A 26,978-nucleotide genomic window follows, 5' to 3' on the forward strand; every position below is an offset into this window, starting at 1 on the left:
AAATGGAGAGTCGCGTCCGATCCTTCCATTACGATGGTATAATAGATCAGTCACTGTTTCGTCGGCGTCCATTGAGCGGAGCCATCGAACGTGTGGCTGTATAACCCGTGTCGTCAAACTGGTGAATTCCAGCGCATGTGCTCGCTCGTCGTCAGCGGTCTAGCACCCGAATAACAAAGGTACTGCAGACGAACGATTCCGGTACGATGCCTTCACTACTCGAACGACTCCTCGGCAGCGACACGCCGGACGAACAAGTCGATCTGGAATCGCGACAAAACGAGGCGGATGAAGCGCTCCACGAGGCCGTCGAGCGCGGTGGCTACGCCGTCGACGACTGTGGTATAACGGGCGTCGCGGTCGTCAACGAAGGTCCTGACGGAAAACCGATCGTCGTGCCGATCGCTCGATTTTCCCTCGGGGAGGACGTCGAAAATCCCGATCAAAACCTCGTGTGGGATCTCGTTGGCGAAGCTGCACTCGCGATGCAGGCCCCCTTCGACGATGTCTTCGTCCGTCACTACGATATCCAATTCACGTTCGATGGCGACGAACTCTTCGAGGCCGAGGAGTGTCGGCGCGTTCTTCTGACGGACGAGCTAGTCGACCGATACGCAACCGACGCCGGCTTTACGCTCGCAAATCTGCGCGACGCCGTATTCGCTGCGGACGATATCGACGACGAAATCGCACCGGTCGCGTGGGGCGAGTCCACGAACTATAGCCGGACGAACAACGCAGCGATCGTCGTTGCGGGGACAACTGCAGCGACGAGTGCGAGCGCGAGCGCAGCGACCTGTGCTGGAGCCGGAGCGGCCGGTGGTGCGGGCGGCACGTGCTGACCGGGTGCGCTCCCATCTGTCCACGGGAGCGACCGGGTACCGGAAGCACAACTGACACATGAGATGTGAACCTTTATGTGTCGAAAATTGACCAAAAGCGGAGATTGATAACGGTCACCCAAAAAGATACCACAGGATGGTCCGATTCGGCCGCGGCGTTCCCTGCATGATAGACACGAACTACTGGCATGCAACTACGGCCGTATCCCCCACGAAACGTTTCGGGGGAAGAAAATGACGCTCCTCGATGTCGACGACTTGGAGGTGCGTTACGACACGAGTGACGAATCACTCCACAGCGTGAACGGCGTCTCGTTCACCATCGAAGACGGTGTCAACTATGCGCTCTCGGGCGAGTCAGCGTCCGGAAAGTCCACGACGGCGAAGGCAATCCTCGGCCTGCTACCGGACCATGCGGTGATAGAGTCGGGGCGGATCGAGTTCGAGGGTCGAGATTTGCGGTCGATGACGCCAGCGGAGCGACAGGACCTGCTCTGGGAGGAGATCGCCTTCATTCCACAGACGGCCATCGACGCACTCGACCCCACGCTGACGGTCGGCGGCCAGATTTGCCAGGCCATACGGACTCACAGGACGGTCTCCGAGCGGAGCGCCAAGCGGAGAGCACGCGAACTGTTCGAGACCGTCGGGCTGAATCCCGGCCGAACCGAGGACTATCCGCATCAGTTCTCGGACGGGATGCGCCAGCGTGTCGTCATCGCGATGGCGCTCGCCCTCGACCCGAAACTCATCATCGCGGACGAGCCGACGACGGGGCTGGACGTCATCGTCCAGGACGAGATAATCGACAACATTCTGAAGATTCAAGAGGAGACGGATAGCTCGCTACTGTTGATCACGCACGACCTCAGCGTCATCGCGGAGACCTGTGACGAGATGTCGGTGCTGTACGGGGGGATGGTCATGGAGCAAGGGTGCATCGATAACCTCCTTCTCAACCCATCGAACCCGTACACGATGGGACTCAAAAACGCGTATCCGGCTCTGGACGCCGGGAACGGGAGGGATCTCGTCGCGGTTCCGGGAAAACCGCCGAACCTGGATTCGAAACCGACCGGGTGTGTCTTCGAGTCGAGGTGTCCATTCGCGACCGACGCGTGTTCTGAGACCGTCCCGGAGCTCGAGAAGCTCCCGTACCGGAACCAACGGGTCGCGTGCCACCACGTGGAACGATCGAACCGGATGCGTTCCGTTGCCGAGGACCCCTCGACGTGGGGTGGGATCGCCGAGGGGTATCGGACGCGGGATGGTGAAGTGCTTCTGGAAGTCGAGGAGTTGAGCAAGTGGTATAAACGCGAGGACTCGTTACTGGGGAGCCTCCCGATCGACAGTATCGCACCCTCCATCACGGGACTCACCGGCAACATCCGCGAGTGGTGGGATCAACGGGGCGAGGTGATCGGAACGGTGATCGGGCGGGACGAATCGCACGTCCGCGCAGTCGACGGGGTCTCGTTGAGCGTCTCACGCGGTGAAATCCTCGGTATCGTCGGCGAGTCGGGCTGCGGCAAGTCGACGCTCGGAGAGACGCTCGCGCTCTTGGAGGACCCCACGGTGGACCGGTTCACGTTCGACGGGCGCTCGTACGAGTACTACCGGGACGACCTCCAGTTGTTCCGGCGGAAACTACAGATTATCTTCCAAAACCCGTACGAATCACTGAATCCGCGGATGACGGTCGAGCAGCTGGTCAAAGAGCCATTGACGATCCACGGGTATCGTCTCGACGAGCGCGAAACCGCCGTCGAGGAGTCGCTCGAACAGGTGGGACTGGCCCCGGCGGAGCGGTACCTGGACACGTATCCGAACGAACTATCGGGCGGGCAGCGCCAGCGCGTCGCCATCGCCCGGGCGCTCGTCATCGACCCCGACCTACTCATCTGTGACGAGCCAGCCTCGATGCTCGACGTCTCGCTACAGGCGGAGGTTCTCAACCTCCTCCGCGGGCTGGCCAACACCGAGGGCATCGGTGTGCTGTACATCTCACACGACCTCGCCAGCCTCTCGCAGATCGCGGATCGCATGGCGATAATGTATCTCGGCCAGTTCGTCGAGCGCGGACGGACTGAACAGATCGTGACCGACCCACAACACCCCTACACCGAGGCCCTGCTCGCGGCGGTCCCGGAGACGGACCCGCGGGGGAACCGCGAGCGAATCACCCTCGACGGGAAACCGGCGCTCCCCTCGCGGGCTACCACGAGCTGCCAGTTCGCCCCGCGTTGCCCGAAGGCGACCGACTGCTGTTGGGACGAGGATCCCGGCCTAGCCGAGTGGACGGACGACCGTCACTCCGCGGCGTGTTTCCACCCGGCCGACGACACGCTCGACGGCGAGCCGGACGAAAAACGGATCGACACGGCGGTCGAAAGCGACTGAGTTCTCCCGGGCGGGGATTTAAACGATGAAGATAATCGACACCCATCGGGGGCAGGTTCACGTGGATACTACGGGAACCGACCCAGTGATATGACGACAAACGGTACAAATCGTTCCGATCAGGAATCCCGAACGACACCAGAACTGGGACCGTTGTTCGACCCCGATTCGGTCGCGGTCGTCGGGGCGAGTCCGGAGTCGTTCTACTCGGGCAACCTCGTCGACAACCTCCTCGATTACGGCTTCGACGGGACCCTCTACCCCGTCAACCCGAACCGGGAGGACGCGTGGAACCGCCCGTGTTACGACAGCATCGGGGACGTGCCGGAGACCGTCGACCTCGCCGTCGTGAGCGTCCCGCGCGAATACGTCGTTGAGGTCGTGCGTGCAGCGGGCGAGCGAGGAGTGCCCGTCGCGCTCGTCCTCACGGCGGGGTTCGCCGAAGCGGACGAAACAGGAATCGAGATGGAGAGAAACCTCGCCGAGACAGCTGCAGAGGCGGGAATCCGAGTGGTCGGTCCGAACTGCATCGGTGTCATGGCCGCCCGGGGTGCGACACTCACCTCGACGTGTTCACGCGAACCCGAACCGGGAAGAATCGGTCTCGTCAGTCAGTCCGGGGCGCTGGCGTTCACGACGTTCTTCGAGCGGGCGGCCGATCGCGACCTCCATTTCAGTCACATCGTCTCGACGGGGAACGAGACGGATCTGACGCTCACGGACTACGTCGCGCATCTCGCCGGCCAGGAGAGCGTCGATGTCATCTGCACGTACGTCGAGGGAATCGACGAACCGGAACGGTTCGTGCGGGTCGCCGAGACTGCGATCCGGAACGGAATACCCGTCCTGACGGTGAAAATCGGGCAGTCAGACCTCGCGGAGGAGGCCACGCTCTCGCACACGGGGTCGCTCACCGGCGACGACGACGCCTGGGCGGCGGCCCTGGACCAGGCCGGTATCCAGCGCGTCCCGGACATCCCCGATCTCCTCGTCCGGGCGAGCGCACACACCGCCTACGACGCCCCCGACGGTACGGGCGTCTGTATCGCCTCGACCAGCGGCGGCCTCGCGAGCCTGCTCGCCGATATGGCCGCCGAGCGTGATCTCACGCTCCCCGATATCGACGGCGAGACCGAACGTGCGCTGTTGGAGATGGACGAACTCTTGAACTACGGTCAGCTACACAATCCTGCAGACATCCGGGGATATGGCGCCGAGGCACTTCCAAAAATCGCCGACGCACTCCTTGCCGCCGACGAGTTCGACTCCTACGTCTTCGCGATCGGCCTCTCGGGAGTGGACGACCGCGCGGCCCAAATCGCCGACGACCTGCAAGGCATCATCGAACGGGCGGAGGCCCCCGTGTACGTGCTCTGGACCGGACGAAAGGAACCCGACAACCCAGCCGAGACGCCGCCGTACGCCCGTCTCCGCGAGTCGGTCCCGGTCTACGAGGACCCGAGCCGGTGTCTCGACGCCGTCGCGTCGACGTACGACTTCGCGGCCGACCGCGACCGCATCGCCGACCGGCCGCCACGGCACTCGCTCCCCACGATGTGCAGTAGAAGTAGTCAGAAGACTCACGATACCGACGCACTCGACCTCGACCTACCGAGAGGACGGGTACTCACGTGGAACGAGGCCGAGGCACTGCTCGCTACGTTCGACGTGCCGACGGTGGAGACCCGGTCGGTCACTGACGCTGACGAGGCGGCCGCCGCCGTGGAGTCGATGCGCGGACCCGCCGTCCTCAAAATCGACTCCCCGGAACTCCCGCACAGAACCGACATCGGCGCCGTCCGGATCGGTGTCGACTCTCCCACGGAAGCGCGGGAGGCGTACCACGACGTGGTCTCTGCATCACGAGCACACGTCGACGACAGCGACATCGAAGGCGTGTTGGTCCAGCCAATGGTCGACGACGGCGTCGAAACGATGGTCGGAATCGCATCCGTGGACGTGTTTAACTCGATCGTCACCGTCGGCGCCGGTGGTATCCTCGTGGAAGCGCTGGACGAGAGCGCGACGCTAGTTCCGCCGTTCTCGCGAGCGGACGCGCGGCGGGCCATCGAACGCACCGTCCTCGGGGACCTGCTCGTCGAGCGGCGGGATGGTGACTCCGTACCAGTCGAGCAGGTCGTCGACCTGCTCGTGAACGTCGGGGACATGGCTCACTCGGTCGACGCCGTCGCCGAACTCGATTTGAACCCGGTTTTCGTCACCGAAGACGGCCCCATCGCCGTCGATGTACTCGTCCGAACCTGCGAGTGAGGCGAAACGTCAAGTGGCGAATCTTAACCAAGTGACCACTCTTTAATGTGGTACTCCCCAAGAGGGTGCATACGTTTGGCCAAGGTGATTCAAAATTCTCCGCATCGAGTTCCAGACCATCCCGTCCGGTGTCGTCGAAGACCTCAATACGCAGTTCCCGGACGTTCAACGGATCGAGTTCGAGAACGCCTTCTACGCCGACGAAGGGGACTGGATCGAATCGCTGCTTGTCACGTTGGGCGGCGAGTTCGATCCCGAGGCGGCAGTCGAATCCCTCCCCCGTGCTGAACTGTTCCATCACGAACAGGTGTCGCCGGACGCTTCCAATCAGCAAACGTACCGATTGACCATCGTCGCCCACGAACCGTACCCGTTCATCCTCGGTGTGATTCTGCGCCAGAAGGCCATCCCGAATCGACTGAAACTGCACGGGGATCACTTTGACGGGGTTGTGACGGTGAAGGAATGGGAGGATTTCCGGCGGCTGGCGGATCGGATCCAGGAGCGGTTCGAGCGATTCGAACTCCTGAGCGTGAATCAGGTCGAGACGACCGGGGAACCGCTTGGAAGCGGACAGCTCGGCCGCGTGCTGCGGAACGAACTCTCCCAGCAACAGATGACCGTTCTTGAGGCGGCCCACTCGATGGGATATTTCGACGCGCCACGCCAGGCGTCGGCCGACGATATCGCGGCGGAACTCGGCATCGCTCAGTCGACGCTCAGCGAACGCCTCCGGCTCGCCGAGAAGCGACTTTTCGACCTCGTCTTCTCCGGCGAAGGGGGTGCACCGAACGCCGAGTCCGACGACGGGTGAACGGTCGGTTCCCGCTCGAACGTACGCTCGTGACTAATGGCAAACTATTTTATAATTGTATTTATATATGATGTTTTATCGTGTTTTTCACAGTGAGTTCGGGTCGATGAATCCCAAAAATACGGGTGTGCATATAAAGTCTGATGATGATTGACGGGTATCGGGAATACTTTCAGGCTGATAAGGTGGAAACGCGGTGTTGTGATGTCGCAGGAAAAATCGTTCGAGATTGAGACAGGTACCACCTCTCGACGCCGGTTCATCCGGGTCGCGGGTGCGGCGGGCCTCGCCGGATTGGCAGGTTGCCAGAGCAACGGGAACAGCGACGGTAGCAGCGGCGATGGCCGTACCATCAAGACCAAGTTCTGGGATGAGTGGCCCGTCGAGACGAAGGGGAAGTCGGTCAACGACGAGGCCGTCCAGTTCGAGTACGATGCGGTCGAGGGTGCGCCCTTGTCCCCCGTGGATATGCACTTCGCGCAGTCGGAGACGCCGTGGATGCGCGAGCACGCGTTGATGATCAAGGACTCGTTCAAGGCCCTCGGCGTTCCGACGAATCTCGTCAACGTTCAGCCGAGCACCAGGTACGGCAAATACTGGCGTGCGGACATCGGGCACCCGACGCCCGTGGTGATGAACCTCCACGGGCCGGACCCGCAGCGGGGACTCGACCCGAACCCGTTCCTGATGCGCGCACACCCGGAGACGGGAGGGAACTACTACAATTACAAAAACGACGAGATTACGAAACTCCTGGACAAACAGGCGGCGACGATCGGCGACACGAAAGCGCGCGCCGAGATCTGTAAGGAGATTCAGAAGAAACTCAGCGAAGACGCGTACGTCATCGCCTCCAACTTCCCTGACGTAATCACGGTGGCCAACACCGCCGATTGGAAGGGGTACGTCCCGACACCGGGGAACGGTACGACCCGCGACTCGTTCGTCTGGACGCAGGTGAACCTCCAGCCCCAGGGCGACTCGACCACGTGGGTGAAAGGCGTGTTCTCGGGGATGCAAGGAACCAACCTCCCCTGGTCGACCGGGGGAATGGAGGAGAAGCGTCTGCTCAACCTGTACGATGGCCTTTATGACGCCTCCCCGCAACTGGAAATCGTCCCCGGTCTCGCAACCGGACACGAAGTCGTGGACGACACCACGGTCGAGATGGACCTCCGAAAGGGCGTCACTTGGCACGACGGCAAATCGTTCAGCCCCGAGGACGTGAAGTTCAGCGTCGAGCAGTACAAACAGTACACGGCCCCCCAGCAGGGGCCGTTCTACCGGACCATCGACAGCGTGGAAGTCGTCTCGAACACCGGAGGCGGCCGCATCCGGTTCAACCTCACCGAACCCGACGCCTCCTTCCTCACCCAGCGGGCCGTCCGCAGCGCCATCATCCCGAAACACCGTTGGAAAGACGTCGACAGCCCCGGACAGCACAATCCGAAGAATCCCATCGGGACCGGGCCCTTCAAGTTTGTCAATTGGGAGCAGGGAGCCGAACTCAGACTAAAGAAACACGAGAACCACTGGCTCTGGAACGACAAGGTCCGAAAGGAAATCCTCGGCGAATACTTCGTCCCCGGTGACGGCATCGACGAACTGGTTGAATCCAACGTTGGGAACGTTTCGACGCTCATCGGCGCGATGCAGTCAGGCGATATCGATGCCATCGGGACGACCGTCTCAAACCAGCAGGCCGACCGCGCGTCCAAGGCCGACGGCGTCGAGAAGCAGACGTCCAAGAACTTCGTTCCGACCGACGTTCACCTCAACCACATCGTCCCGTTGTTCCGGGACAAAACGTTCCGCGTGGCGCTCAGCCACGCCGTCGACAAACAGGGCTTCGTCGAAAACGTGCTCGGCGGCCGCGGTACCGCGATTAAGGGCCAGCGTCTGATCACGAGCCTTCTCACCCCCTTCGCCGCCGAGACCGAACCGTACGAGTACAACGTGGAGAAGGCCAAGACGATGCTGAAGAAGGCGGGGTACACGTTCGAAAGCGAGGACACGCTCGTCTGGCCGGAAGGCGACGCCTGGGACCCCTTCGCCAAGCGCGTCAAGCACGGCCACGCCACCCGGTCGGAACTCGACCAGCCCGACTTCTCCTAACCACAATGAGCTTTCGAAAATTCCTCATCAAACGGACCGCGATCGCAGCGATACTGACCATCGTGTCGGTCAGCATCATCTTCGCGACGCTCCGGCTTCTGCCGAGCGATCCGTTCAGCGGTCTGGTCGCATCCGGATCGCTGACGGCCGAGCAGGTGACGCGGCTGCGGACGATGTACGGCCTCGACGAACCGATATACGTGCAGTACCTGAAGTATGTCAGAAACCTCCTCACGTTCCATTTCGGGGTCTCTCTCACGCAGCAACGGCCGGTCGGGAAAATCGTCATCCCCGCGCTGGTCAACACGCTCGTCCTCCTGTTGCCCGCACTCGTCGTCACGGCAGTCATCAGTTCGATCGCCGGCATGTACGCCGGCTGGAACCGCGGGTCGTGGTTCGAACAGGGGGCGATCGTGACGACGACGTTCTTCCGTGCGACCCCGATCTTCGTGACCGGCATCCTCCTGCTCATCACTTTCTCGTACGGGCTGAATTGGCTACCCGCATTCGGAATGCGTAGTCCGGTGGAGAACCCACACGGGTACGTAGCGACGTTCCTTTCCGTCGACTTCCTGAAACACTACATTCTCCCCTTCACGGCATCAGTACTGTTCTTCAGCGGCGACTTTCTGATGCTGGCGCGCAACTCGATCGTCGAGCGGAAGGGATCCGAGTTCCTCAAGCTCCACCGCGCCAAGGGGCTCTCGGAGCGGGAACAGCTCGCCCGCGCCGGTCGCAACTCCCTGCTCCCGCTGGTGACCTACTTCGCGCTCCGGACGGGGATGATTTTCCAGGGAGTCATCACGTTGGAAGTGGTCTTCGCGTGGCCGGGAATCGGCCGCGCGCTCGTCCAGGCGATACTCAATCAGGATTACCCGACGGTCCAGGCCGCCGTGTTCATCATGGCACTGGCGGTCATCGTGATGAACCTCACCGCGGACCTCGCGTACGCGAAACTCGATCCGACGATCGAAGCGGGTGACGTCTGATGTCCGGATACTCGCTCGACGTCGATACCGTGAGAGAGCGCCTCAGATCCGAGCTCGATCGCGCGTCCCGGATGATGAGCATCATCTGGCAGGATACCGCCGCGAGGGTCGGTCTCATCGTCCTCACGGTCTTCATTTTCATGGGACTGTTCGGCCCGTACATCGCCCCGCACCATCCGATCGAGGACACCCTTCGCCAGGATTATTCGATCATGAAACTACAGGAACCGAGCTCGAAAGCGCTCTTCGGAACGACGTCCTTCGGGAAGGACGTCCTCAGTCAGTTCCTGGCTGGTGCCCAACCAACGCTCATCATGGGGTTCTTCGGTGGCGTCGGAACCGGCGTGTTGGGCTTCCTCGTCGGACTCACGAGCGGCTACTTCGGTGGCCGAGTCGACGAGGCACTGATGCGGCTGACCGACCTCACGTTCGCGCTTCCGCTCTTGCCGATGGCACTGGTGATACTGTCCTTCGTGACGCCGAACGTCTGGCTCATCACCGCCATCCTCGTGGTCTTCCTCTGGAAAATGCCGGCACGAGTCATCCGTTCGGAGGTAATGACGGTTAAAGAGCGGACGTTCGTGAAGTCGGCCCGTGCGAGAGGGGCGAGCCACCTCCGGACGATGTTCCTGCACGTCGCACCGAACGTGCTGGGCATCGGCTTCCTCTACACCGCGTACGCAGTCGGGTGGTCGATCGTGGTCGGGGCGTCGCTCGCGTTCCTCGGCTTCGGCGACCCGACGACGACCTCGTGGGGGCGGATGCTACAGCAGGTGTTCCGGTCGGGCGCGATCCGGGTCGCCTGGTGGTGGGTCCTTCCGCCGGCGTTCGGTATCGCTGCCGTGACCACTGCGGTCTTCCTCGTCGGGCGCGCCCTCGAGGAGATCGTCAACCCCGAACTCAGAACGGAGCAAGAATGAGTCTACTCGAAGTCAACGACGTGAAGATCACGTATCGGACCGCAGATGGCGAAGTGCATGCCGTTAACGACGCCTCCTTCTCGATCGAGGAGGGAACCAACTACGGCCTCGTGGGTGAGTCCGGATCCGGGAAGTCGACCCTCGCGAAAGCCGTTCTCGGACTGCTCGACGACAACGGTGCGGTCCGATCCGGGAGTGTCACGTTCAAGGGTCGCGAACTCGTCGGTCTGTCCGAGCAGGAGTGGCGGGACGTTCGCTGGGAGGAAATCGCCTACATCCCGCAGAGCGCGATGGACTCCCTCGACCCCGTGATGTCCGTTGGTGCGCAGATCCGCCAGTCGATTCGCAAGCACAGGAACGTCTCGAAGGCCGAAGCCAACGAGCGCGTCGACGAGGTCTTCGAAATAGTCGGGCTCGATCCGGCTCGAACGGACGAGTATCCCCACGAGTTCTCCGGGGGCATGCGCCAGCGGGTTGCGATCGCGATGGCACTCGCGCTCGACCCCGACCTCATCATCGCGGACGAGCCGACGACGGGACTGGACGTCATCGTCCAGGACAAGATCGTCCACAAGCTGATGGAGATCCAGGAGGAGATCGATAGCTCCCTGCTGTTGATCACCCACGAGGTCGGCGTCGTCGCGGAGACCTGTGACGATGTTTCGGTGCTGTACGGCGGGAAGGTGATGGAGCAGGGGGACACGTTCGACGTCTTCGATGACCCGCAGAATCCGTACACGATGGGGCTGAAAAACGCCTTCCCGGAGGTCGACGAGTTCGACGAACAGGCGATATCCATCCCGGGTTCGCTCCCGGACCTCACCGACGCACCGACGGGGTGTGTCTTCCGTAACCGGTGTCCGTTCGCGACCGAGCAGTGCGAAACCGATCACCCGCCGCTCGTCGAAAGCGGCGACCAGGTTTCGGCCTGTTACTACGCCGACGAGGCGAACGACATGCAGGAGCGGGCGAGGGACCCCGAAACGTGGGGCATCGATGCGCCGGAGGAATCCGAGTCGCGTGACTTGGGGGAGGTCATCGTCGAGACCGACGGGTTGGAGAAGTGGTTCGAACAGTCACAACCCATCCTCGATGACCTCCTCGGCGAGGAACCGGACTACGTCAAAGCCGTGAACGGCGTCGATCTCGACGTCCGCGAGAGCGAGATCGTCGGCGTGGCCGGCGAGTCCGGGTGCGGAAAGTCGACGCTCGGCGAGGTGATATCGGCGCTCCAATCGCAGTCGGGCGGGGAGATTCTCATCGACGACGTCCCGGTCGAAGATCTGCTCGATGAAGGGACCCGGGAGTTCCGCTCGCAGGTCCAATTCATCTTCCAGGATCCGTTCGACTCGCTGAACCCGAGGCAGCGGGTGCGGGCAGCGGTCGGCGAACCGCTGAAAATACAGGGATACAGCTCCGACGAGATAGATCGCCGGGTCCGACGGACGCTCGCGGACGTGGGACTCAATCCACCGGAGAAGTACCTCGACCAGCACCCCAATCAACTCTCGGGTGGCGAGCGCCAGCGCGTGGCCATCGCGCAAGCGCTGGTACTCGAACCCAAACTGCTCATCTGTGATGAACCGGCCTCGATGCTCGACGTCTCGCTGAAGGCGAACATCCTCAATATCCTGCGAGAGATGGCCGACGAGCGAAACATCGGCATCGTCTACATCTCTCACGACCTGGCGAGCCTCTCGCAGATCACCGATCGGCTGGCGGTGATGTACCTCGGCCAGATAGTCGAACTCGGCGCCACCGACGAGGTCGTCGAAAACCCCAGACACCCGTATGCGGCGTCGCTCCTCTCGGCTTCGCCGAAGGCGGACCCACAGATCGACCGTCAACGGGTGCTGCTCCCGGGCGAACCGCCGAACCCGGTCGAGTTGCCGGGGGGCTGTAACTTCGCACCTCGCTGTCCGAAAGCCACCGAGGAGTGTCGACGGGACGACCCCGCCCGCTCGGCGTTCACGAACGGTGACCACGAGGCGGCATGTCACTTCCCGGTCGAAGACATCGAGAGTGAACTGCTGGCGCAGTACGCACGCGAACGCGAGCGAGCGGAGCGTGAACCGGTCGAGGAGGTATAGAGATGCTGGGGACCCCGTCGCCGGATGCAGTGGTCGACGCGGTACCAGTGACCGTTCCGGTTCGAGGGGACGCGAACCTCGAAGCCGTCAACGATACGCTCGACATCGAGCTACCGGAGAGAGGAGTTCGAATAACGGAACAGCGCGAGCAATCATCCGGGAATCCATCGGTGGAGGGACGGCGCTGACCCCGCCGAAGTTTCCACGACGAACTATTCACGGTGACAACAGATGACGATACTTACAGCGGTTGGAGAGGAACTGCACTCGAACGGAACGATCTCGGTCGGGTACGACCTCGCGACGACGTACGACGAGCAGTTAGTCGTCCTGCACGTCATCCCGAAGGAAGATTTCAACAAACACAAAGCAGCGGTCAAAGGTACGCCGGCGTACAACAACTTCGCCATCGGCCGGGAAGAGCAAAGCGGCGCTGAAATCGCCTACCGAGCCGTCCATGAATCGCTCGACGACTACGACCCGGACCGGGTCGAAACCAGGGGACGCGTTGGAAATCCGGCCGAGAAGATACTGGCCGAAGTCGAGCAGAGCGACCCCCGTTACCTCGTGATCGGCGGGAAACGACGGTCGCCGGTCGGGAAAGCCATCTTTGGGAGTACGGCACAGAGCGTGTTGATGAACGCGTCCTGCCCCGTCGTTTCGATGGTCAGTGGCGGAGGGAAGGGCTGACGGTATTCCACTCTCCGTCCATACCGGACGACGGAGCCTCGCTGCTAGCTCCCTCGGTATCCTCGTCGTCAGCGTCGCGCACATGTCGATTTCCCATGTGTCCCTCTCCGAGTCATTCGTTTACCGGACGCCGACTCTCCAGCGTACGGAATACGCTGTGACCTCGTAGTCGTCATCCCGTCGGAGACGAATCGATCATCGGTGGCCCTATCGAACCGTTTCCGATTTGATTTTCCGAAAACCGATCCCCACTACCGTTCACCGGGAAAGGCACGGAATGCCGATCGCAGGCTCCCACAACCGGTCAGTCGCAGGAGCGTCGCATGATGGCTCCTTGGAGCCATCCCGGCCGGTTGTGAGAGCGCATCTGTACCATCGGATGGCGGAACAAAACGCGTTCCGGTAACACAAATATCGATTGTAGTAACCCACGTTCGCAACCGATGGCATCGGTAGCACGTTCCGACAGCCGTTCATTTTGAGATGGAACGCGACTATCCGAATCTCATAAGTTATCGGTTGCATTTTCAGATGCTATCTAGTTATAATGAAGAACCCCCAGAGTAGCTATGCAGAACTCTTATGTACCTACGACCCATTTTATAGAATAGATTATGACAGGATATTATGATCTCATTCTCGGTTTGATCCCGCTCGCATTGATCGGTGTAACCGGTGCAGTCAGCGCCGCTGGGCTTTCGATGACAGCAGCCGTACCGGTCGGCGCAACCGTCTCCATCCTCCTGATCGGGCATGCGCTATTCGTCAATGGACCCGTTTCTTCCGCTCCTGAATCGACACCCGCAACTCCATCTCCTCGGATGAACTCGGCGGACTAAGTTCTCATCTCGGCGGTCCGGGTTTGCTCTCTCGTCCGTTCGGCGATTATCCGAACGGGGTGTTCAAAGGAATCACGGTCAGTCCGCGCGTGAAAAGACGATCGTTCAGCTATCGTTTCCTCAGGCGGTGTGATAGCTGACCGATGTTGGTCCACCCGCGCAGTCTCTCGCTCTCTCGATCGTACTTGATGACATCGTGCTCGGCGAGTAGCGGCAGATGATCGTTCCAGACGGCCTTCGTAATCTCTTCGAAGAGTCGAGTCGGCGTGCCATCGGAACTGTCCTCCAGTTCTTGGTAGGTGAGGTGTTCGATCAGTGATTCGATCTCGACCGGACCATCACATACTTGTAAATACGAAACGATCACCCGTCGCCGTTGGCTCGTGAGCAATTCACTGATTTCCGTCTCCGAAAGTCTCTGGTCTGTTGCACCGCTGATAGTGCTTTCGAGGTCTTCGGTCGCTGTTCGAAATTTCATATGTTTGTTCATTGCTCTCAAGCGTCCTTTCGTCCACTTTGTAGTAACTCGCGTGGCGATGAATATCTCGCTGTTGCGTATGTCACCGTATAAAATGGGGACAGGTAGGTGAGTACGTCTCTAAACTCAAATGGGGTCAGCGAACGCACCCCCCATACTGCGTCGGGGAGGGAGCGATTGGTGCCGAAGAGGATCGCTCGCTATGCTATGGAGCACCTCGTTATCGATCGACTGCGTGGCCATTCTAAACGGCAGTGCCATCCGTCCGATCTAAACGGCCACGGACGCTATTTCCATCATCACCAAAGCCACGCAAAATCGCGGGTGACAAAGCCGCCACAATTTCGACACCGACTGTCGGCGATCCGCGACTCCGTTCGACTCGAGGTGGTCGTCTCGGACGTGATTTACTTCCTCTACATATCGTTTGCGCGTTGTTCGGTCGTCGCGCCACACTGCTGGCACTTCGTGACCCGATACGGTTCGCGGGAGAACACTGCATTCGAATCGGCTTCGCTCTCGGTGACTAGTTTAACCGTCACCTCGTGCGGCGTCATCGCATCACAGTTATCACACCGTTCGCTAGGTTGATTGTCGGCAGTTGCTGTGGTGACCATGATAGTTAGTGGATCGAGTGGTCTGCTTCGCACTCGGTTGCGGCTCGGTACAGAAGAAGAGACAACGTGAGAGGGCCATTACGTTCTGGCTTTGAATGCAAGTCATACTAAACCCGGCGGATACTGCCGTGCGGATCCGGAATACGATGCTTGGAAACGACCGTCCGACTACCCATCGCATCCTTTCTGCTGTTCACTCGTGGCTTCAAGAGCCGTCAATAAAATCGAATCCTGAGAATATGAAAATATGGCCTTCTCGTGTGGAAGACGTGGAACCGAGAAGCCTGCAAATGCAGCCCGAAGTTTATTACAGAAACATATACTTTGGATAATCGTATCGTTGAATAGAAAGTGTGTTCGAGCCGCGCTCCGATGATCCTTGCAGCGCGTTCGGATCGCGTTCATGCGCGTCGCCGGTACGAGGGACACACTGCCCATGCGCCATCACAAAAGCACATACCAATGAATCCGCACGACAACGCTCGGTCCAGTAGGCTCGATTCTACGACGAGTAGCTCGCAGTTCAACCGCAACCCGATAAACTCTTCTCAGCGCAAGGATGGCTCTGCATCCGCGAATCCCTCCCTCGATACGATCTTCGATATCCTGTCCCATTCGTATCGCCGCCAAATCCTCTTCTTCCTTTCACGGACCGAAGACGATCTCGCGACAGTAGCCGATCTCGTCACGCATATTTCGGAGCATGAATCGGGGGACGAGACGAGCACACGACGGACTCGGGGTGACGCCGTGAGTATCGCGTTGCATCACAACCACCTCCCAAAGCTGGAAGATGCCGGAATGGTCGAGTTCGATACCCGAAGCGAAACGATCCGATACCGGGCTCACCCGCTAGTAGAAAAGTGTCTGGCTGTGATCGATACGAGGGAGAAGTGATCGACCATCGACCGACTAGATACGGATAGGCTGTTTCATCGACGTATGTGCGTGTTTCTACGAGAGTAGTCGCTTCATCTCTTGCCAGAGGATGTTTATAACTACGTGCCCACGTTTTGGATGGAGTGCTCGGTGGGAAATCTCCAACAGTACGAGCGCTCCGGGGAGAGCCTACAATCATGGGAGAGACTTCAACCAATACACCAAACGACGAGCAAACGACCGTAGCAAAGCCCTCGATCACGGTGTTGATCCATGCCGCCATCGCTGCCCGTGACGGTCCCGATATGAACGACTGTCCGCCATTGTACGAAGCTATCGACCCGGATGCACTCGACGCGCTGTTCGCTCCACTCCATCGAGAGAACGACCGACACGGGAAAGTGATGTTCGAGTACTGCGGCTATCGGGTCAGCGTCCACGCTGATCGGACGATCGAACTCGAACCGCTCGATGCCGAGAGTCGATAAGACGCCGTGAATTACCCGGCTACCGTGTTTTCGTCGGACCCCTCATTGGCCGGATCGAGCGGGTGAAGGGAACGTACAACGGTAACCTATCCTACGAAGTCTCAACGGGGACTATCCGGGAGGTCAACCGCCACGAACGAACGTTACGGGACATGGTGCGTTGAGAAGGACGTACTGAGCAGTACTTCGGAACAACATCCCCCCGCCCGAAGACCGCTGTGTATGACCGATGATGACTTGCGAAGCGTCGGTATCATTTGCAACCTCGACGATAGATGCGCCGACGCTGTCGGCTATGCGTCCGTGAATAGCGACGGGTACACCGACGTTATGAATCGGATCTTTCAGCTGCGTAGTGGCCTCCCGGATGGAAGCGGTCCGTGCCGCGACTTCGTCCGGGTCGGGTGGTGATGCAACATCGTAATTGAGCCGGTCAACCGTCCGTTCGAATTCGGCACCCGAAAAGACGCGAACGAGATGAACGGTTGCGTGCGCAGGACCTGCAATATCCACAGCAGTGTCGGCGAGCTTGTCGATGGAGGACTCGTCGGTTTCGTTAACTGCAATGACGATCGCGGATTCCGTTTTTTCCGTGGTACGGTCGACTCCTTGCCGAGAACGATGGTCGTGGTCGCGATTTTGGTCGTGCATGTGTTGTTCTATCTCTTTGTAGCAGTGTCTTCGAACGCTCATCGTGGAGGAGAGACTCAGGGAGACCCAACTAGATCCAATGGTTTCCAGTCAGTAACGCACAGGTAGTCACAGTATCATCCCAAGAACGGGAACGGTGTTTGTAAATTCTTCCCTAGTACACTCTAGGGTGTCCTCAATCGGGAGGTCCTCCGGCTCGATCAGGGTACTCGATTAGGAGGTCCTCGTGGAGTACGTGGACCTCACCCCGCCGTTTTCGGGACCGTCTCCACGTCAAATAGTCGGCGATGTGATCCGTTTCCTCCGAAACGACCGGTTTCAGGTAGTCTCATCGGTGATCTCGGGGGAAATCGGTAGATCTGCAAAGGACCCAAATGACTGGCACCGATACCTAGTGGGACGGAGATCCAGCACCGGTGACTGTATACAGACGGGTCTATCGATGGATCACCGACTACTCGGGACGACAAGTCCCCGAAAGTATCTCCGAAGAGGCCTATCAGGAGACGCCGCGGAATTTCGTTCTCAACCTGTTGAACGGGACTTCGACGAAGCTAGCCGAGCAACTCGCCAGTCCGGATCTGGTGTTGGTCTGGCTGCTCAGCGCGCTCGGGGCACCGGTGTTCTTCTCGGGAATGCTGGAGCCGATACGTCGAGGAGCCGCGTCGTTCCCACAACTCGTCGCCTCCGGGCGCATGCGTGGGTACGCGAAACGCAAGTGGTTCTGGGTCGGCGCGGGTATCTTTCAGTCGATCGCGCTCCTGATCATGCTCGCGACTACCCTGTTACTCACCGGCGTCTGGGCGGACTGATCTCGCGCAGACGACGGCTTCCCGATCGTCCATCGTCTCCGTATCGGTCGCGACTGTTTATCTCCACCGTCGCTGGCTTTCCCTACGACATAAGTAGCATCGATGAGTCGACTCGTAGTATGAGTCTTCGCACAGACGGCCAAGGAACTTCTCTGCCCTCACTCGATGCGAGGTACAGTCGTAACGAGGTGTCGGTGGACCTCACGAGATGCGGGCTTCTCGTCGAGAACGCGGAGACGGTGGCGCGACTCTACGCTCGTCACCGTGACTGGACGGTTGTCGAAGAGAGGTGGCTCGAAGAGAGACACGACGAGCGGAGTACCCGAGGGAGTTCACGGGGAATCTATCGCGTTCTCAGCTCTCGCTTTAAAACAGCCAGCCCAAACCTCCCCGCAGTCACCCAACTTCCGTCCGTCTTTGACCAGTGCGAAACGAGGCGCGGCAAAGCACAGGTTCTCTATTTCTATCTCGTCGAGGACGACCCGCTGGTGAAGTACGTCGTCCATCGGTACGTCCAGCGATTCCAGAACGCCAGCGACGAGGGACTCGATTTCTCACAGGAGACGGTCGATCGATTCCTGAACGAATTTCACTACGACGACGGGAGCGAATTCGACTATGCGGATTCCACGACGCACCGGTGGGGGAAAGGACTGCGCTCGGTGCTACGCGAGATCGACGTTCTCGAAACCCAACAGTCGCTACAAGGTCGAGCACCGAACGTCGGGACGATTCCGTTACTCGTCGCATCGGGGTATTCCTACGAGAACGACGGCAAGGAATGGCTATCCCGGCCAGTCGGCTGGCACTATCTCTTCCAACCGGAACAGTACTGGGATTCGCTGGCCGAACGCGTGAGCGGACATCCGGACTGGGAGGCCAGCGGAATTCACGGGGAACTACGACTCCAACCGGTCGGAGAAACCTTCGCATGGGCAGAACGGGCGGAGGAGAACGAATGACATCGGACGATTGGTTCGTCGCTATCGTGGGTGACGATTTCGAGGAGTCCGTCCGTATCGACCGCGAGGACGACGGTCGGGATCACCGACTGGAGTCCATCGATACGTACCACGTGACCGCGGAGTCCGAGGAATTCATGCGGGATTTTTTCGCCAGATTACGCGGCCGTTCCGAGGATATGCGCTCCGGCGCGAACTATTGGCTTTACGGATATTACGGGAGCGGGAAGAGCCACCTGCTCAGCGTGCTTCGAGGGCTGATGGACAGCGAATGGCTCCGGGAGCAAGACGACATTTGGCAGCAGCTAGCCGGAGACAGCGAGTTATCGACGCTGGAGACGACGTGGGCGTCGATTCACAAGGAGTACGAAATCATCCCCGTCTCGGTGAACCTCCTCAAGTATCAGGGGCAAAAGCAGCGAAGCTTCAGTGAAATCGTGCTCCGCGCCGCACATCGATCGGAACGACTCACCGGTGTCGAGGGCGGACTCTCCTCGCAACTCGACGTTGCGTACTTCGAGGACTGGTATCGAACGACCGATGCGTGGGATGACCGAACGGAACGCGCTCGGTCGGCACTCCGATCGACCGTCGGCGACGCCGGTCGATACGGTTGGCGGGACGTCCAGCAGTACAATCTTCTCGCTAACGAAGTACTGCCGGCGCTCTTCGAGGAACAAACGGGAACGACGGACGGGCTTGATGACTTGACCCCATCCGATTTCGACCCCGCCGCGATGGTCAGACGGCTCGAACACCTCCGAAGCGAGCGGGAAGAACGACTCGGTCGCCCGGTCAAACTCGTCCTCCTGCTCGACGAAGTGAGCCTGTTCATCGGGACCGACTTCGACCGTCTCACCGAGTTACAGACGCTCGCGGAAAGCGTCGACGAAATCGGGGATGGTGACGTACAACTGGTGGCGACGGCGCAGGCCAAAATTGAAGACGTTCAGCCGCAGTTTGCAGCGCACGGGGCCGACTCCAGCATTGTCAAAGACCGCTTCCCCCATCGTTTTGGACTCCCGAGCCGCCACGTCGGTGAAATTTCGACACAGCGCTTGCTAAAGAAGACGAAGGAAGGAGAGAAAGAGACGGAACGGATCCTCGAACGTACCAGCAACGACCCGGAGACACTGCTGGTGTATTCGGGGATCGAACAGAACACGGAGCCCCCGCTCGACAGTATCGAGCGTGATCGTTTCCGCGACTGTTACCCGCTTCTTCCCTACCAGCCTGCACTATTCCTCACGATCCTCTCGAATCTTCGGGAAGCGGCCCCCGATCCGGCAAAGTCCATTTTCTCCGGAACCGCTCGTGCGATCCTGGCCCTCGTTCACGGCCTCCTTCAGGACTGGGTTGAGGAGGACGAATACGATGAGGCAACCGTCATCTCGCTGGTCGACTTCTACGACCTGATCGAACCCGAACTCGAAGATATCACGCCTCGGGACGTAGAAGTCGTTGAGGAGATTGGACGGAAGCGAGAGGAGAAGGAACTCAACGATATCGATGTCTCGGTCGCGAAAGCAGTACTCCTGCTGCAGCACATTCCCGAGACGATTCCGATGTCGGAACGAAATCTCGCTGTTGCGATATTGAACGACCTCGACGGCCCGACACAGTTCCAGATGGAAAATCGTGTCGAGGAATCACTACAGCGGCTCCGTAAATTCATTCGCCCGACGCACGATGAGACTGGGGCAAGATACACGTTCGCCAATCAGGAAGAGCGAGAGATCTACGAGGAATCCGAAGACAACCTCGATGCCCCTGATTGGGACGACATCATTGCCTCTGTCGACGCCTATCTCTGGGAAGATATCGTTCGAGAACTATCGTTACCCACCGCCGCCGAGTACGGTGACACGGGCGAACAGTATCCGATTCGCTACGGGTTCAGCGTCGACGGTATCGACCTCGATACGTCGATCGATGCCGATGATGCACTCGACATCGACATCGCCGTCGAGGGGGTTGGCCCCACGGACACGGATGTGAACTACGATGGCGACCCCCTCGAATGGACGATCGGAGACGACGGGGTCGGTGATCTCCGAGAGAGCCTCATCGAGTGGTGGGCGCTCAGGGCCGCGGTCGGGGACCATGCTCTTCCCCGATCCGTGGAGCGCGACCTGTCTGACCGGGCGTCTCGCGTTCGGAGCAAACTCGTGGAGACGCTCAAGAACGGCACGTTCGCGGTCAAGGATCGGACGGAAATACGCGGACTGACGGCCGCAGTCGAGGAGGCCATCGACGTTCGCTATCCCAGCGACTTCCATCCGATGATGATTCGTGTCGGGGAGGAACATCTGCAGGAACTTCGGAGCCTGACGGCGAAAGACCCGCTCCCGACGTGGGCCGAGCAGATCGAGGTTGCCACCGAAGATCCGGAGACCCACGGTGGCTCCATCCAGAACAACGTCCGCGCATTCACCGGTCGACAATTAAAACAGCGTGGTGGGAGTCTCGCGATGGCGACGATTCTCGACGTGATCGTCGACCGAAAACCGATCTACGAAGGCGCTCGTCCCGCACTCTGCGCGATCATTTGGGGCCTCTGCCGAAAGGGTGACTTTCTGCCGGTCGATGAAACGGGCGATTCACTCGAACTGAATGCAGTACTCGACCTCGACGCGTTGACGACGACGCGTCTGAAGATCGCTGGCGGAAACGACGTCCGTGGGGCGCTCGAGAAGGGCGGCTTCATCGAGACGACCGAAACCGTTCCCGACGGCATCGTCAAACTACAGAAAGCAAACGACGCGCTCGCGGGGCGACTGAGAAGCATAACCGAAGACGTGGAGTTGGTCGCCGAGAACGACATCAGAACGGAACACGTTCGCGATCTTCTCGTGAGCTTCATCGACGCGCTCGATACGCAGAAAACCGCCGCGGATACCCGGCGAGAAGCCGTGAAGTCCGGGGAGACGGATTGGCACGACACCGTCGAAGCCACGAGTGCTGCCCAAGAGTGGAACGAGGACGCAACGGAGGTGTGGAACCGTCGACTTCCCTCGCTCGTTCAGCTCGACGCCCAACTCGCCCTCGCTCGACGGCCATACACGTGGCTTTCCGACGACTGTTCGGAAGCCGGCGAGGAACTCCGCGGGAATATCGACGACTACTCCGGAGAGTGGTGGAGCCACGATGGGTGGGACGGATTCACCGATGTGAGAAGCGTCTCGCCATCACTGGACACCGCGATAGAGAACGCGTGGACGACGTTCCAACAATCGACCGACATCGAGTCGCTCGTCGCCGACCTGCGAGCGCACTCGTGGGTGCAGCCGGCGGGTCGCTTCGAGTCGAACGTCCGCCCAGCCTTCGAGAGCGAGTACATCACCCCGCTTCGGCGTGCGATCAGGTGGTACGAGGACGTCGATGAGGCCGTCGATGTCGTCACTGGCAGCACGACGACGGCGGAAACCGACGACTTCGTTCGAGCGACGGATACACTCGTGGACACGCCGCCGCTTTCCGTGTACGCTGACGCGGAAATACCCGAGTTGCGGGAGGTTTTCGAAGGATTACAGGGTGTCGTCGGTGACAGGGACCCATCCGATGTCACCATCGTCGGGCTGCTCCCGTCGGATCGCGAAACGCTCGATGCGAGACTGGAACGTCTTACAAAACAGCGCGATCTAACCATCGAGCGGAGCGATTCGGGGGTGGTGCTTCGATGACGAGCGATCGTCCGCTTCACGACTTCAAGGAACGATTGGCGCGTTTCGCGGACGGAAGTCGCGGGATTCGGAACCCGTTCGTCATCGTTCCCGTTCAGCCCAAATACGAACACCGCGTCGCTGACCATCTCACCGAATGGGCGAAAAATCCGCGGAAGACGGACGGGTTTCCGAACGAGGGGTCCGTCGAAGTCCTCAGGCTGGACCGATTACTCGTCGAGACAAAGGTGTTCGACATCGCGATCGATATCGGCGAGCGAGCGGAACCGGAAGCGGTCAGGGAGACGATGCAGGAACGGCTGGCCGAAGAACTCGTGAACGAGACGATCGAGGAAATCGCGGACCCCGGACGACAAAGCCACATCGTGGTCTTGACCCATCTCGGCAGCCTCTATCCGTTCACGCGCGCCTCGGAGTTGTTGGACGAACTCGACAGGCGAAACGTCCGCTCCACGATCGGCATTCCCTTCCCCGGTAACATCGGCGGCGGGAAGTTGAGCTTCTTCGGCGGAGAATCGCGGAGCTACTACCCGGCCCATCAGATCGAGGGGCGAGTCAAGGAGGAGCATTTGCAATGACTGACGACACACGAATCCACGACATCTTCCAACAGTCGCCGACGCGCGAACTCGAGGAAGTACAGAAGGTCAACGCACGCGAACGTGCAGAGAACGACGTTCGTGAGTTCTACGAGACCGAGAGCGCACGCAACGTCCTCACGACACTTGGCAAACTCATCGACAAGTATCCGCACGAAGATCCGCGTTTCCTCTATATCTCGGCGACATTCGGGTCGGGGAAGACCCACCTGCTGAAGCTCATCGGCTTCGCGGCCGACACGGAAGCCGAATTCGACGACCTCGGTGAGGAGTTGGCCGACCGATGGCCCGGATTCCAGTCGTTCCGCGGGAGCGTCGCCAACTCCCACGTGGATCGGCTAAAGCCGGTCTTCCTCAACCTCCTCAACCGAGACGCATCACAGGAACCACCGCTTCCATACCTCATCTACGAGGCTATCGGGCGGGAATTCGGATACCCGACCGATCCGAACTGGCTCCTGGAATGGGCGTGGCAACTCGATATGAACCACGGCGATTGCTGGGAGCAGTTACAGGACCTAAGACACGACGGGAAGACGTTCGACGAGGTTCTCGTCGAACGTGCGTCACTACGGAGCTGGCTCTACGAGGCTGTGCCGACGCTCACGGACTCGCCGTTTGAAACTCCCGCCGAGGTCAAACGGTCGATAAACGAGGCCGTCAACGAGGTTTCTCCGGACGAATTCGACGCCGACGACCTCGTAGAACGGGTCGAAGAGGCACAATCAGCGTTGAGCACGAAGGACGGCAACACCGAACTCCTGATCGGACTCGACGAAGTGGCCCTGTTCATCGGGGACGGTCGCCACCGGTACCGGGAGTTCGAAGACACGATGAAAGCCCTTACCGACCTGGCAACCGGCCCCAACCCGCCTATTATCGGAACTGGCCAGTATCCGATCGGAAAGATCCACGGCGAGTTCGAAGACACCGACGTTACGGCCCAACCGTGGTACGGGGCACAGGAACCGCTCGAAGGAGCTGGTACGGAGATCATCGTTCGCAAACGCTGGTTACAAAAGAACAGCCGAGACGAGCAGACTGTCAAGGAGGCAATCGACCGTATGCCCGACCTGTCGCTCGGCGCGTACGGAGATGTTACCGGCGTCGGTCCTGATCCGGTCGAGTCGTACCCCTTCCGGGAGTACGATCTCGGGCTGCTTCGGAACGTCATCCAACAGTTGATGCCGCGCGGGCGAGTCACCGAGGAAGAGTACGTACAGGGGCGAGCCCTGCTCATCCTCGTTCGGTCGTTGTTCACTCGTTTCGACTGGGGGGACAAATCGGTCGGCGCGCTCGTCACGTGGGACGACCTCTTCGACCTACTGGTCGAAGAGACGACGTACGTCCCGTTGTGGGTTCAGGAGATGCTCGACCGTATCCGGAAATGCGACGCTAGCGACGACAATATATCTCGTGTTCGAGTCGCGAAGGGGCTCTACCTGCTGAATCAGGTCCGATCGACGATCCCGTCGACGCCGGAAAACCTCGCCAAACTCATGGTCGACTCGACGGACACGTCACTCGACTCCGTCACTGAGGACGTGAGATCTGCCCTTACCGACCACGAAAACGGGCTTGTCGAGAATCGGTACGTACTGACCGAAACCAACGAGCACGGCGACGAGGAGTATCTCCTCGTTTCCGAAGAGCAGGAGGACATCCTGACGCGGGCGAAAACGCGCGCTCAGCAGATTTCGTCCCATCGCCTCTCGGCCAAACTCGAATCGTATCTGCAGGACGGAAGTGACGACCTCCTCTCGGACGGGAGTCGCCACGAAGTCGACTTCGACGGTGAGCGGCGGGTTCCCCTTCGATTCGAGTACTCGATTCTCGATCCGATCGAACGTGCGCCGACACCGGAATTCGATGCGCTCCAAGTGAGAGTAGTCGCTGATCACCCCGAAGACGTACGTGAACAGCGGGAAACGTGGCAGTCGACCAACGAGGGCCGGGACGGTGGCGAACACATACTTGCCGCAGTTACCATCCCGAAGTCGATAGTTGACCGACTTCGAGATATGATGGGAATGCAGGAAGTCCTCTCGGAGGAAACGGAGACCTATCCCGATCTGGAGTCCGACCACCGGAACGAACAACGAGCACTTGAGTCGGCAGTGCGCGAGCAACTCGAGAATGGAGACATCTACATCCAGACGGGGGACACACTCGGAACCTACGACGATGCGTTCGAGCGAGTCGTTATCGACCAAGCCCGCTCCGTGTTCGGTAGAACGCGTTACGTCCTCACGAACGGGATCACCGAAGTGGCTGACGCCAAGCAGATGGCACGGTTCTTCCGCGGCGTCGGTGAGTGGCCCCTTTCGAGGGAAGACGCGGTCACGCTCGGCGTGGCTACTGACCGGAGAGAACTCGCGGACGGGTGGGGCCAGGAGTTCCTCGACGAGTACGAAAACAGGCAGTCGCTACGAGCCGAGGATCTGCTCGTGCAGACCGTCCAGCGCGGTGGAAAGTACCGGGGAACCCCGCGGGAGTCGATCTCCGCGCTGCTCATCACGCTCGCGACGGCCAACGAGATCGCGCTCCGTCGCAACGACGAATACATCACCGACCCCGAAGCGATCGGTCGAGCGGTCCGTAACAAGACGAACCTCGCCGACATACAGATTCGCTTCGAGTCGCTCGACGGTATCGACCCCGATCGGATCCGGACGACGGTCGAGACGATAATCGGGTCGCCACCATCGGGTAGCGATCCGGATGCGTGGGTATCGGAGTTGGCTCGCTGGGTCAACGAGAACAGCGTTCCCGTGAAACGCGTCCTTCGCGGCGTCCGTCGCGAGTTTGGCACGGGAGCACCTCTGGATGAGCTTGCGGAGGCGCTGGAGCCAGCTCTCGGCGGCGAGGAACTTCGGACCGAAGACGTGGCGTCGGAGACGATCGCGACGCAAGCGAAGCGATTCGCTCGCGCCAGAACTCTGTTCCGGACAGTCGATGACGAAACCCTCTGGGAGCGGTTTACCGATCGGACCGCGGAGATGCAGCGCTTGCACCCCGGTGCGAACGTTACGGGCGAGATGCAAGACATCGCCGGCGGCGACGGAATCCCCCGAGCCGAGCGATTGCGGTCGATATTGGACGAAGCGGAATCGCACAGACGGCAGGTCGTCCACGAACAGTACGAGCGTATCGTCGGTGAGGCTCCGAAAGACGAGCGGCCCGACGAAATCGTATCGAGTCTCGTGACGTGGCTGTACGCGCACGACGGCAGTAGCAAGGAGACTGCCGATCGCGTGGTCGTCGAGTTCAGCGGTGTGACGATCGACGACCTGTACGACCTCTTCGAGATCGCGTGGGACGGCGATTCGTTCTCGGAGGGCGATCTCGTCGACCCATCCGTCGTCCAGCAGGCCGAGCGGTATGCGAGTTCTCGCCGTCTTCTCGAAACGTCAGGAGGCGCATCGAGCCTTTGGTCGCAGCTCCACGACGCATCGCGGCGCCTCGAACGGGAGCGTCCGAGCCATCCCGTGACGAGTACGGTGCAGTCGGTACTCGACAGATCACTTCCTCCGAGCGTCGATGAGGTGACGCGTCTGCTTGCAGCGGCCGAAAATCCCTTCGAAGTCGACGAGCGATTGGTCGAACTCGCCGACGAACTACGGGCGGAGTATCCCGACCACGAGACGACAACCGCCGTGGTATCGGCCGTCGAATCCGACTCGCTGCCGAGCGACGAACGCGTCGCCGGCTTGATCGAGGACGCCGAACGGTTGCTCGAAGGCGTCGACGAGCAGTGGCGACGGATTCAGGAGGCGATGGACGACCTCGAAGACGGTTCCACCGTCCTCGTCGAATCGCCCGAGTAACGGGCGTTCGTT

Annotated in this window: 20 protein-coding genes; 16 read left to right on the top strand and 4 right to left on the bottom strand. The window is 60.2% G+C overall.

Going from position 1 to position 26,978, the window contains the following annotated elements; all coding sequences use genetic code 11:
• Positions 1-206: 206 nt before the first annotated feature.
• The 10 genes from LJF34_RS20340 to LJF34_RS20385 all read left to right on the top strand — a co-directional run bounded on the left by LJF34_RS20340 (position 207) and on the right by LJF34_RS20385 (position 13,131).
• Positions 207-842: a hypothetical protein gene (locus tag LJF34_RS20340; RefSeq protein ID WP_231187316.1), complete on the top strand. Its 636-nt coding sequence runs from the start codon at positions 207-209 to the stop codon at positions 840-842.
• A 234-nt stretch (positions 843-1,076) separates the two neighbouring features.
• A complete protein-coding gene (locus LJF34_RS20345; protein WP_231187318.1) occupies positions 1,077-3,242 on the top strand; it encodes an ABC transporter ATP-binding protein in 2,166 nt (721 codons plus the stop codon).
• Between the two features lie 90 nt (positions 3,243-3,332).
• On the top strand, positions 3,333-5,513 hold the full coding sequence (locus LJF34_RS20350) for an acetate--CoA ligase (RefSeq protein ID WP_231187320.1): 2,181 nt from the start codon (positions 3,333-3,335) through the stop codon (positions 5,511-5,513).
• Positions 5,514-5,748: 235 nt separating this feature from the next.
• Positions 5,749-6,327: a helix-turn-helix domain-containing protein gene (locus LJF34_RS20355; RefSeq protein ID WP_231187322.1), complete on the top strand. Its 579-nt coding sequence runs from the start codon at positions 5,749-5,751 to the stop codon at positions 6,325-6,327.
• Between the two features lie 204 nt (positions 6,328-6,531).
• Entirely contained in the window at positions 6,532-8,442 is a 1,911-nt protein-coding gene (locus tag LJF34_RS20360; RefSeq protein WP_231187324.1) for an ABC transporter substrate-binding protein, read from the top strand.
• A 5-nt stretch (positions 8,443-8,447) separates the two neighbouring features.
• Positions 8,448-9,431: an ABC transporter permease gene (locus LJF34_RS20365; protein WP_231187326.1), complete on the top strand. Its 984-nt coding sequence runs from the start codon at positions 8,448-8,450 to the stop codon at positions 9,429-9,431.
• Positions 9,431-10,351, top strand: a complete 921-nt coding sequence (locus LJF34_RS20370) for an ABC transporter permease (RefSeq protein ID WP_231187328.1) — start codon at positions 9,431-9,433, stop codon at positions 10,349-10,351. The genes LJF34_RS20365 and LJF34_RS20370 overlap by 1 nt, the downstream gene beginning before the upstream one ends.
• Positions 10,348-12,441 (top strand): ABC transporter ATP-binding protein, encoded by a 2,094-nt coding sequence (locus LJF34_RS20375; protein ID WP_231187330.1) that lies wholly within the window; start codon positions 10,348-10,350, stop codon positions 12,439-12,441. Before LJF34_RS20370 ends, LJF34_RS20375 begins: the two co-directional genes overlap by 4 nt.
• Positions 12,442-12,443: 2 nt before the next feature.
• The gene (locus tag LJF34_RS20380) at positions 12,444-12,629 is read left to right on the top strand and encodes a hypothetical protein (RefSeq protein ID WP_231187332.1); all 186 of its coding nucleotides are present in this window, start codon (positions 12,444-12,446) and stop codon (positions 12,627-12,629) included.
• A 43-nt stretch (positions 12,630-12,672) separates the two neighbouring features.
• Complete coding sequence (locus tag LJF34_RS20385) at positions 12,673-13,131, top strand: universal stress protein (RefSeq protein WP_231187333.1); 459 nt, start codon at positions 12,673-12,675, stop codon at positions 13,129-13,131.
• Positions 13,132-14,079: 948 nt separating this feature from the next.
• Here LJF34_RS20385 and LJF34_RS20390 read toward each other — a convergent pair.
• The 3 genes from LJF34_RS20390 to LJF34_RS29055 form a co-directional block, all read right to left on the bottom strand.
• The gene (locus LJF34_RS20390) at positions 14,080-14,448 is read right to left on the bottom strand and encodes a hypothetical protein (protein ID WP_231187334.1); all 369 of its coding nucleotides are present in this window, start codon (positions 14,446-14,448) and stop codon (positions 14,080-14,082) included.
• Positions 14,449-14,864: 416 nt separating this feature from the next.
• On the bottom strand, positions 14,865-15,065 hold the full coding sequence (locus tag LJF34_RS20395; RefSeq protein WP_231187335.1) for a hypothetical protein: 201 nt from the start codon (positions 15,063-15,065) through the stop codon (positions 14,865-14,867).
• A 645-nt stretch (positions 15,066-15,710) separates the two neighbouring features.
• Complete coding sequence (locus LJF34_RS29055; RefSeq protein WP_255666334.1) at positions 15,711-15,833, bottom strand: hypothetical protein; 123 nt, start codon at positions 15,831-15,833, stop codon at positions 15,711-15,713.
• Between the two features lie 308 nt (positions 15,834-16,141).
• Between LJF34_RS29055 and LJF34_RS20400 the strand changes: the two genes are divergently transcribed.
• Positions 16,142-16,432: a HalOD1 output domain-containing protein gene (locus LJF34_RS20400; protein ID WP_231187336.1), complete on the top strand. Its 291-nt coding sequence runs from the start codon at positions 16,142-16,144 to the stop codon at positions 16,430-16,432.
• Positions 16,433-16,555: 123 nt separating this feature from the next.
• Here the strand turns inward: LJF34_RS20400 and LJF34_RS20405 are convergent, their stop codons facing one another.
• Entirely contained in the window at positions 16,556-17,125 is a 570-nt protein-coding gene (locus tag LJF34_RS20405; protein ID WP_231187337.1) for a universal stress protein, read from the bottom strand.
• A 374-nt stretch (positions 17,126-17,499) separates the two neighbouring features.
• Here LJF34_RS20405 and LJF34_RS20410 point away from each other — a divergent pair, with 374 nt between their 5' ends.
• From LJF34_RS20410 to LJF34_RS20430, 5 genes are all read left to right on the top strand, one after another.
• Positions 17,500-17,895, top strand: coding sequence for a hypothetical protein (locus LJF34_RS20410; RefSeq protein ID WP_231187338.1), 396 nt, complete (start codon positions 17,500-17,502; stop codon positions 17,893-17,895).
• Positions 17,896-18,089: 194 nt separating this feature from the next.
• Positions 18,090-18,857 (top strand): BrxA family protein, encoded by a 768-nt coding sequence (locus tag LJF34_RS20415; RefSeq protein ID WP_231187809.1) that lies wholly within the window; start codon positions 18,090-18,092, stop codon positions 18,855-18,857.
• Positions 18,854-22,540 carry a hypothetical protein gene (locus tag LJF34_RS20420; protein WP_231187339.1) on the top strand — a complete coding sequence of 1,229 codons (3,687 nt, stop codon included), beginning with the start codon at positions 18,854-18,856 and terminating at the stop codon, positions 22,538-22,540. The genes LJF34_RS20415 and LJF34_RS20420 overlap by 4 nt, the downstream gene beginning before the upstream one ends.
• Positions 22,537-23,118: a BREX protein BrxB domain-containing protein gene (locus LJF34_RS20425; RefSeq protein WP_231187341.1), complete on the top strand. Its 582-nt coding sequence runs from the start codon at positions 22,537-22,539 to the stop codon at positions 23,116-23,118. The genes LJF34_RS20420 and LJF34_RS20425 overlap by 4 nt, the downstream gene beginning before the upstream one ends.
• Positions 23,115-26,966 (top strand): hypothetical protein, encoded by a 3,852-nt coding sequence (locus LJF34_RS20430; protein ID WP_231187343.1) that lies wholly within the window; start codon positions 23,115-23,117, stop codon positions 26,964-26,966. The genes LJF34_RS20425 and LJF34_RS20430 overlap by 4 nt, the downstream gene beginning before the upstream one ends.
• The last annotated feature ends 12 nt before the right edge of the window (positions 26,967-26,978 follow it).

Source organism: Haladaptatus sp. DYF46 (assembly GCF_021083305.1).
Lineage (GTDB): Archaea > Halobacteriota > Halobacteria > Halobacteriales > Haladaptataceae > Haladaptatus.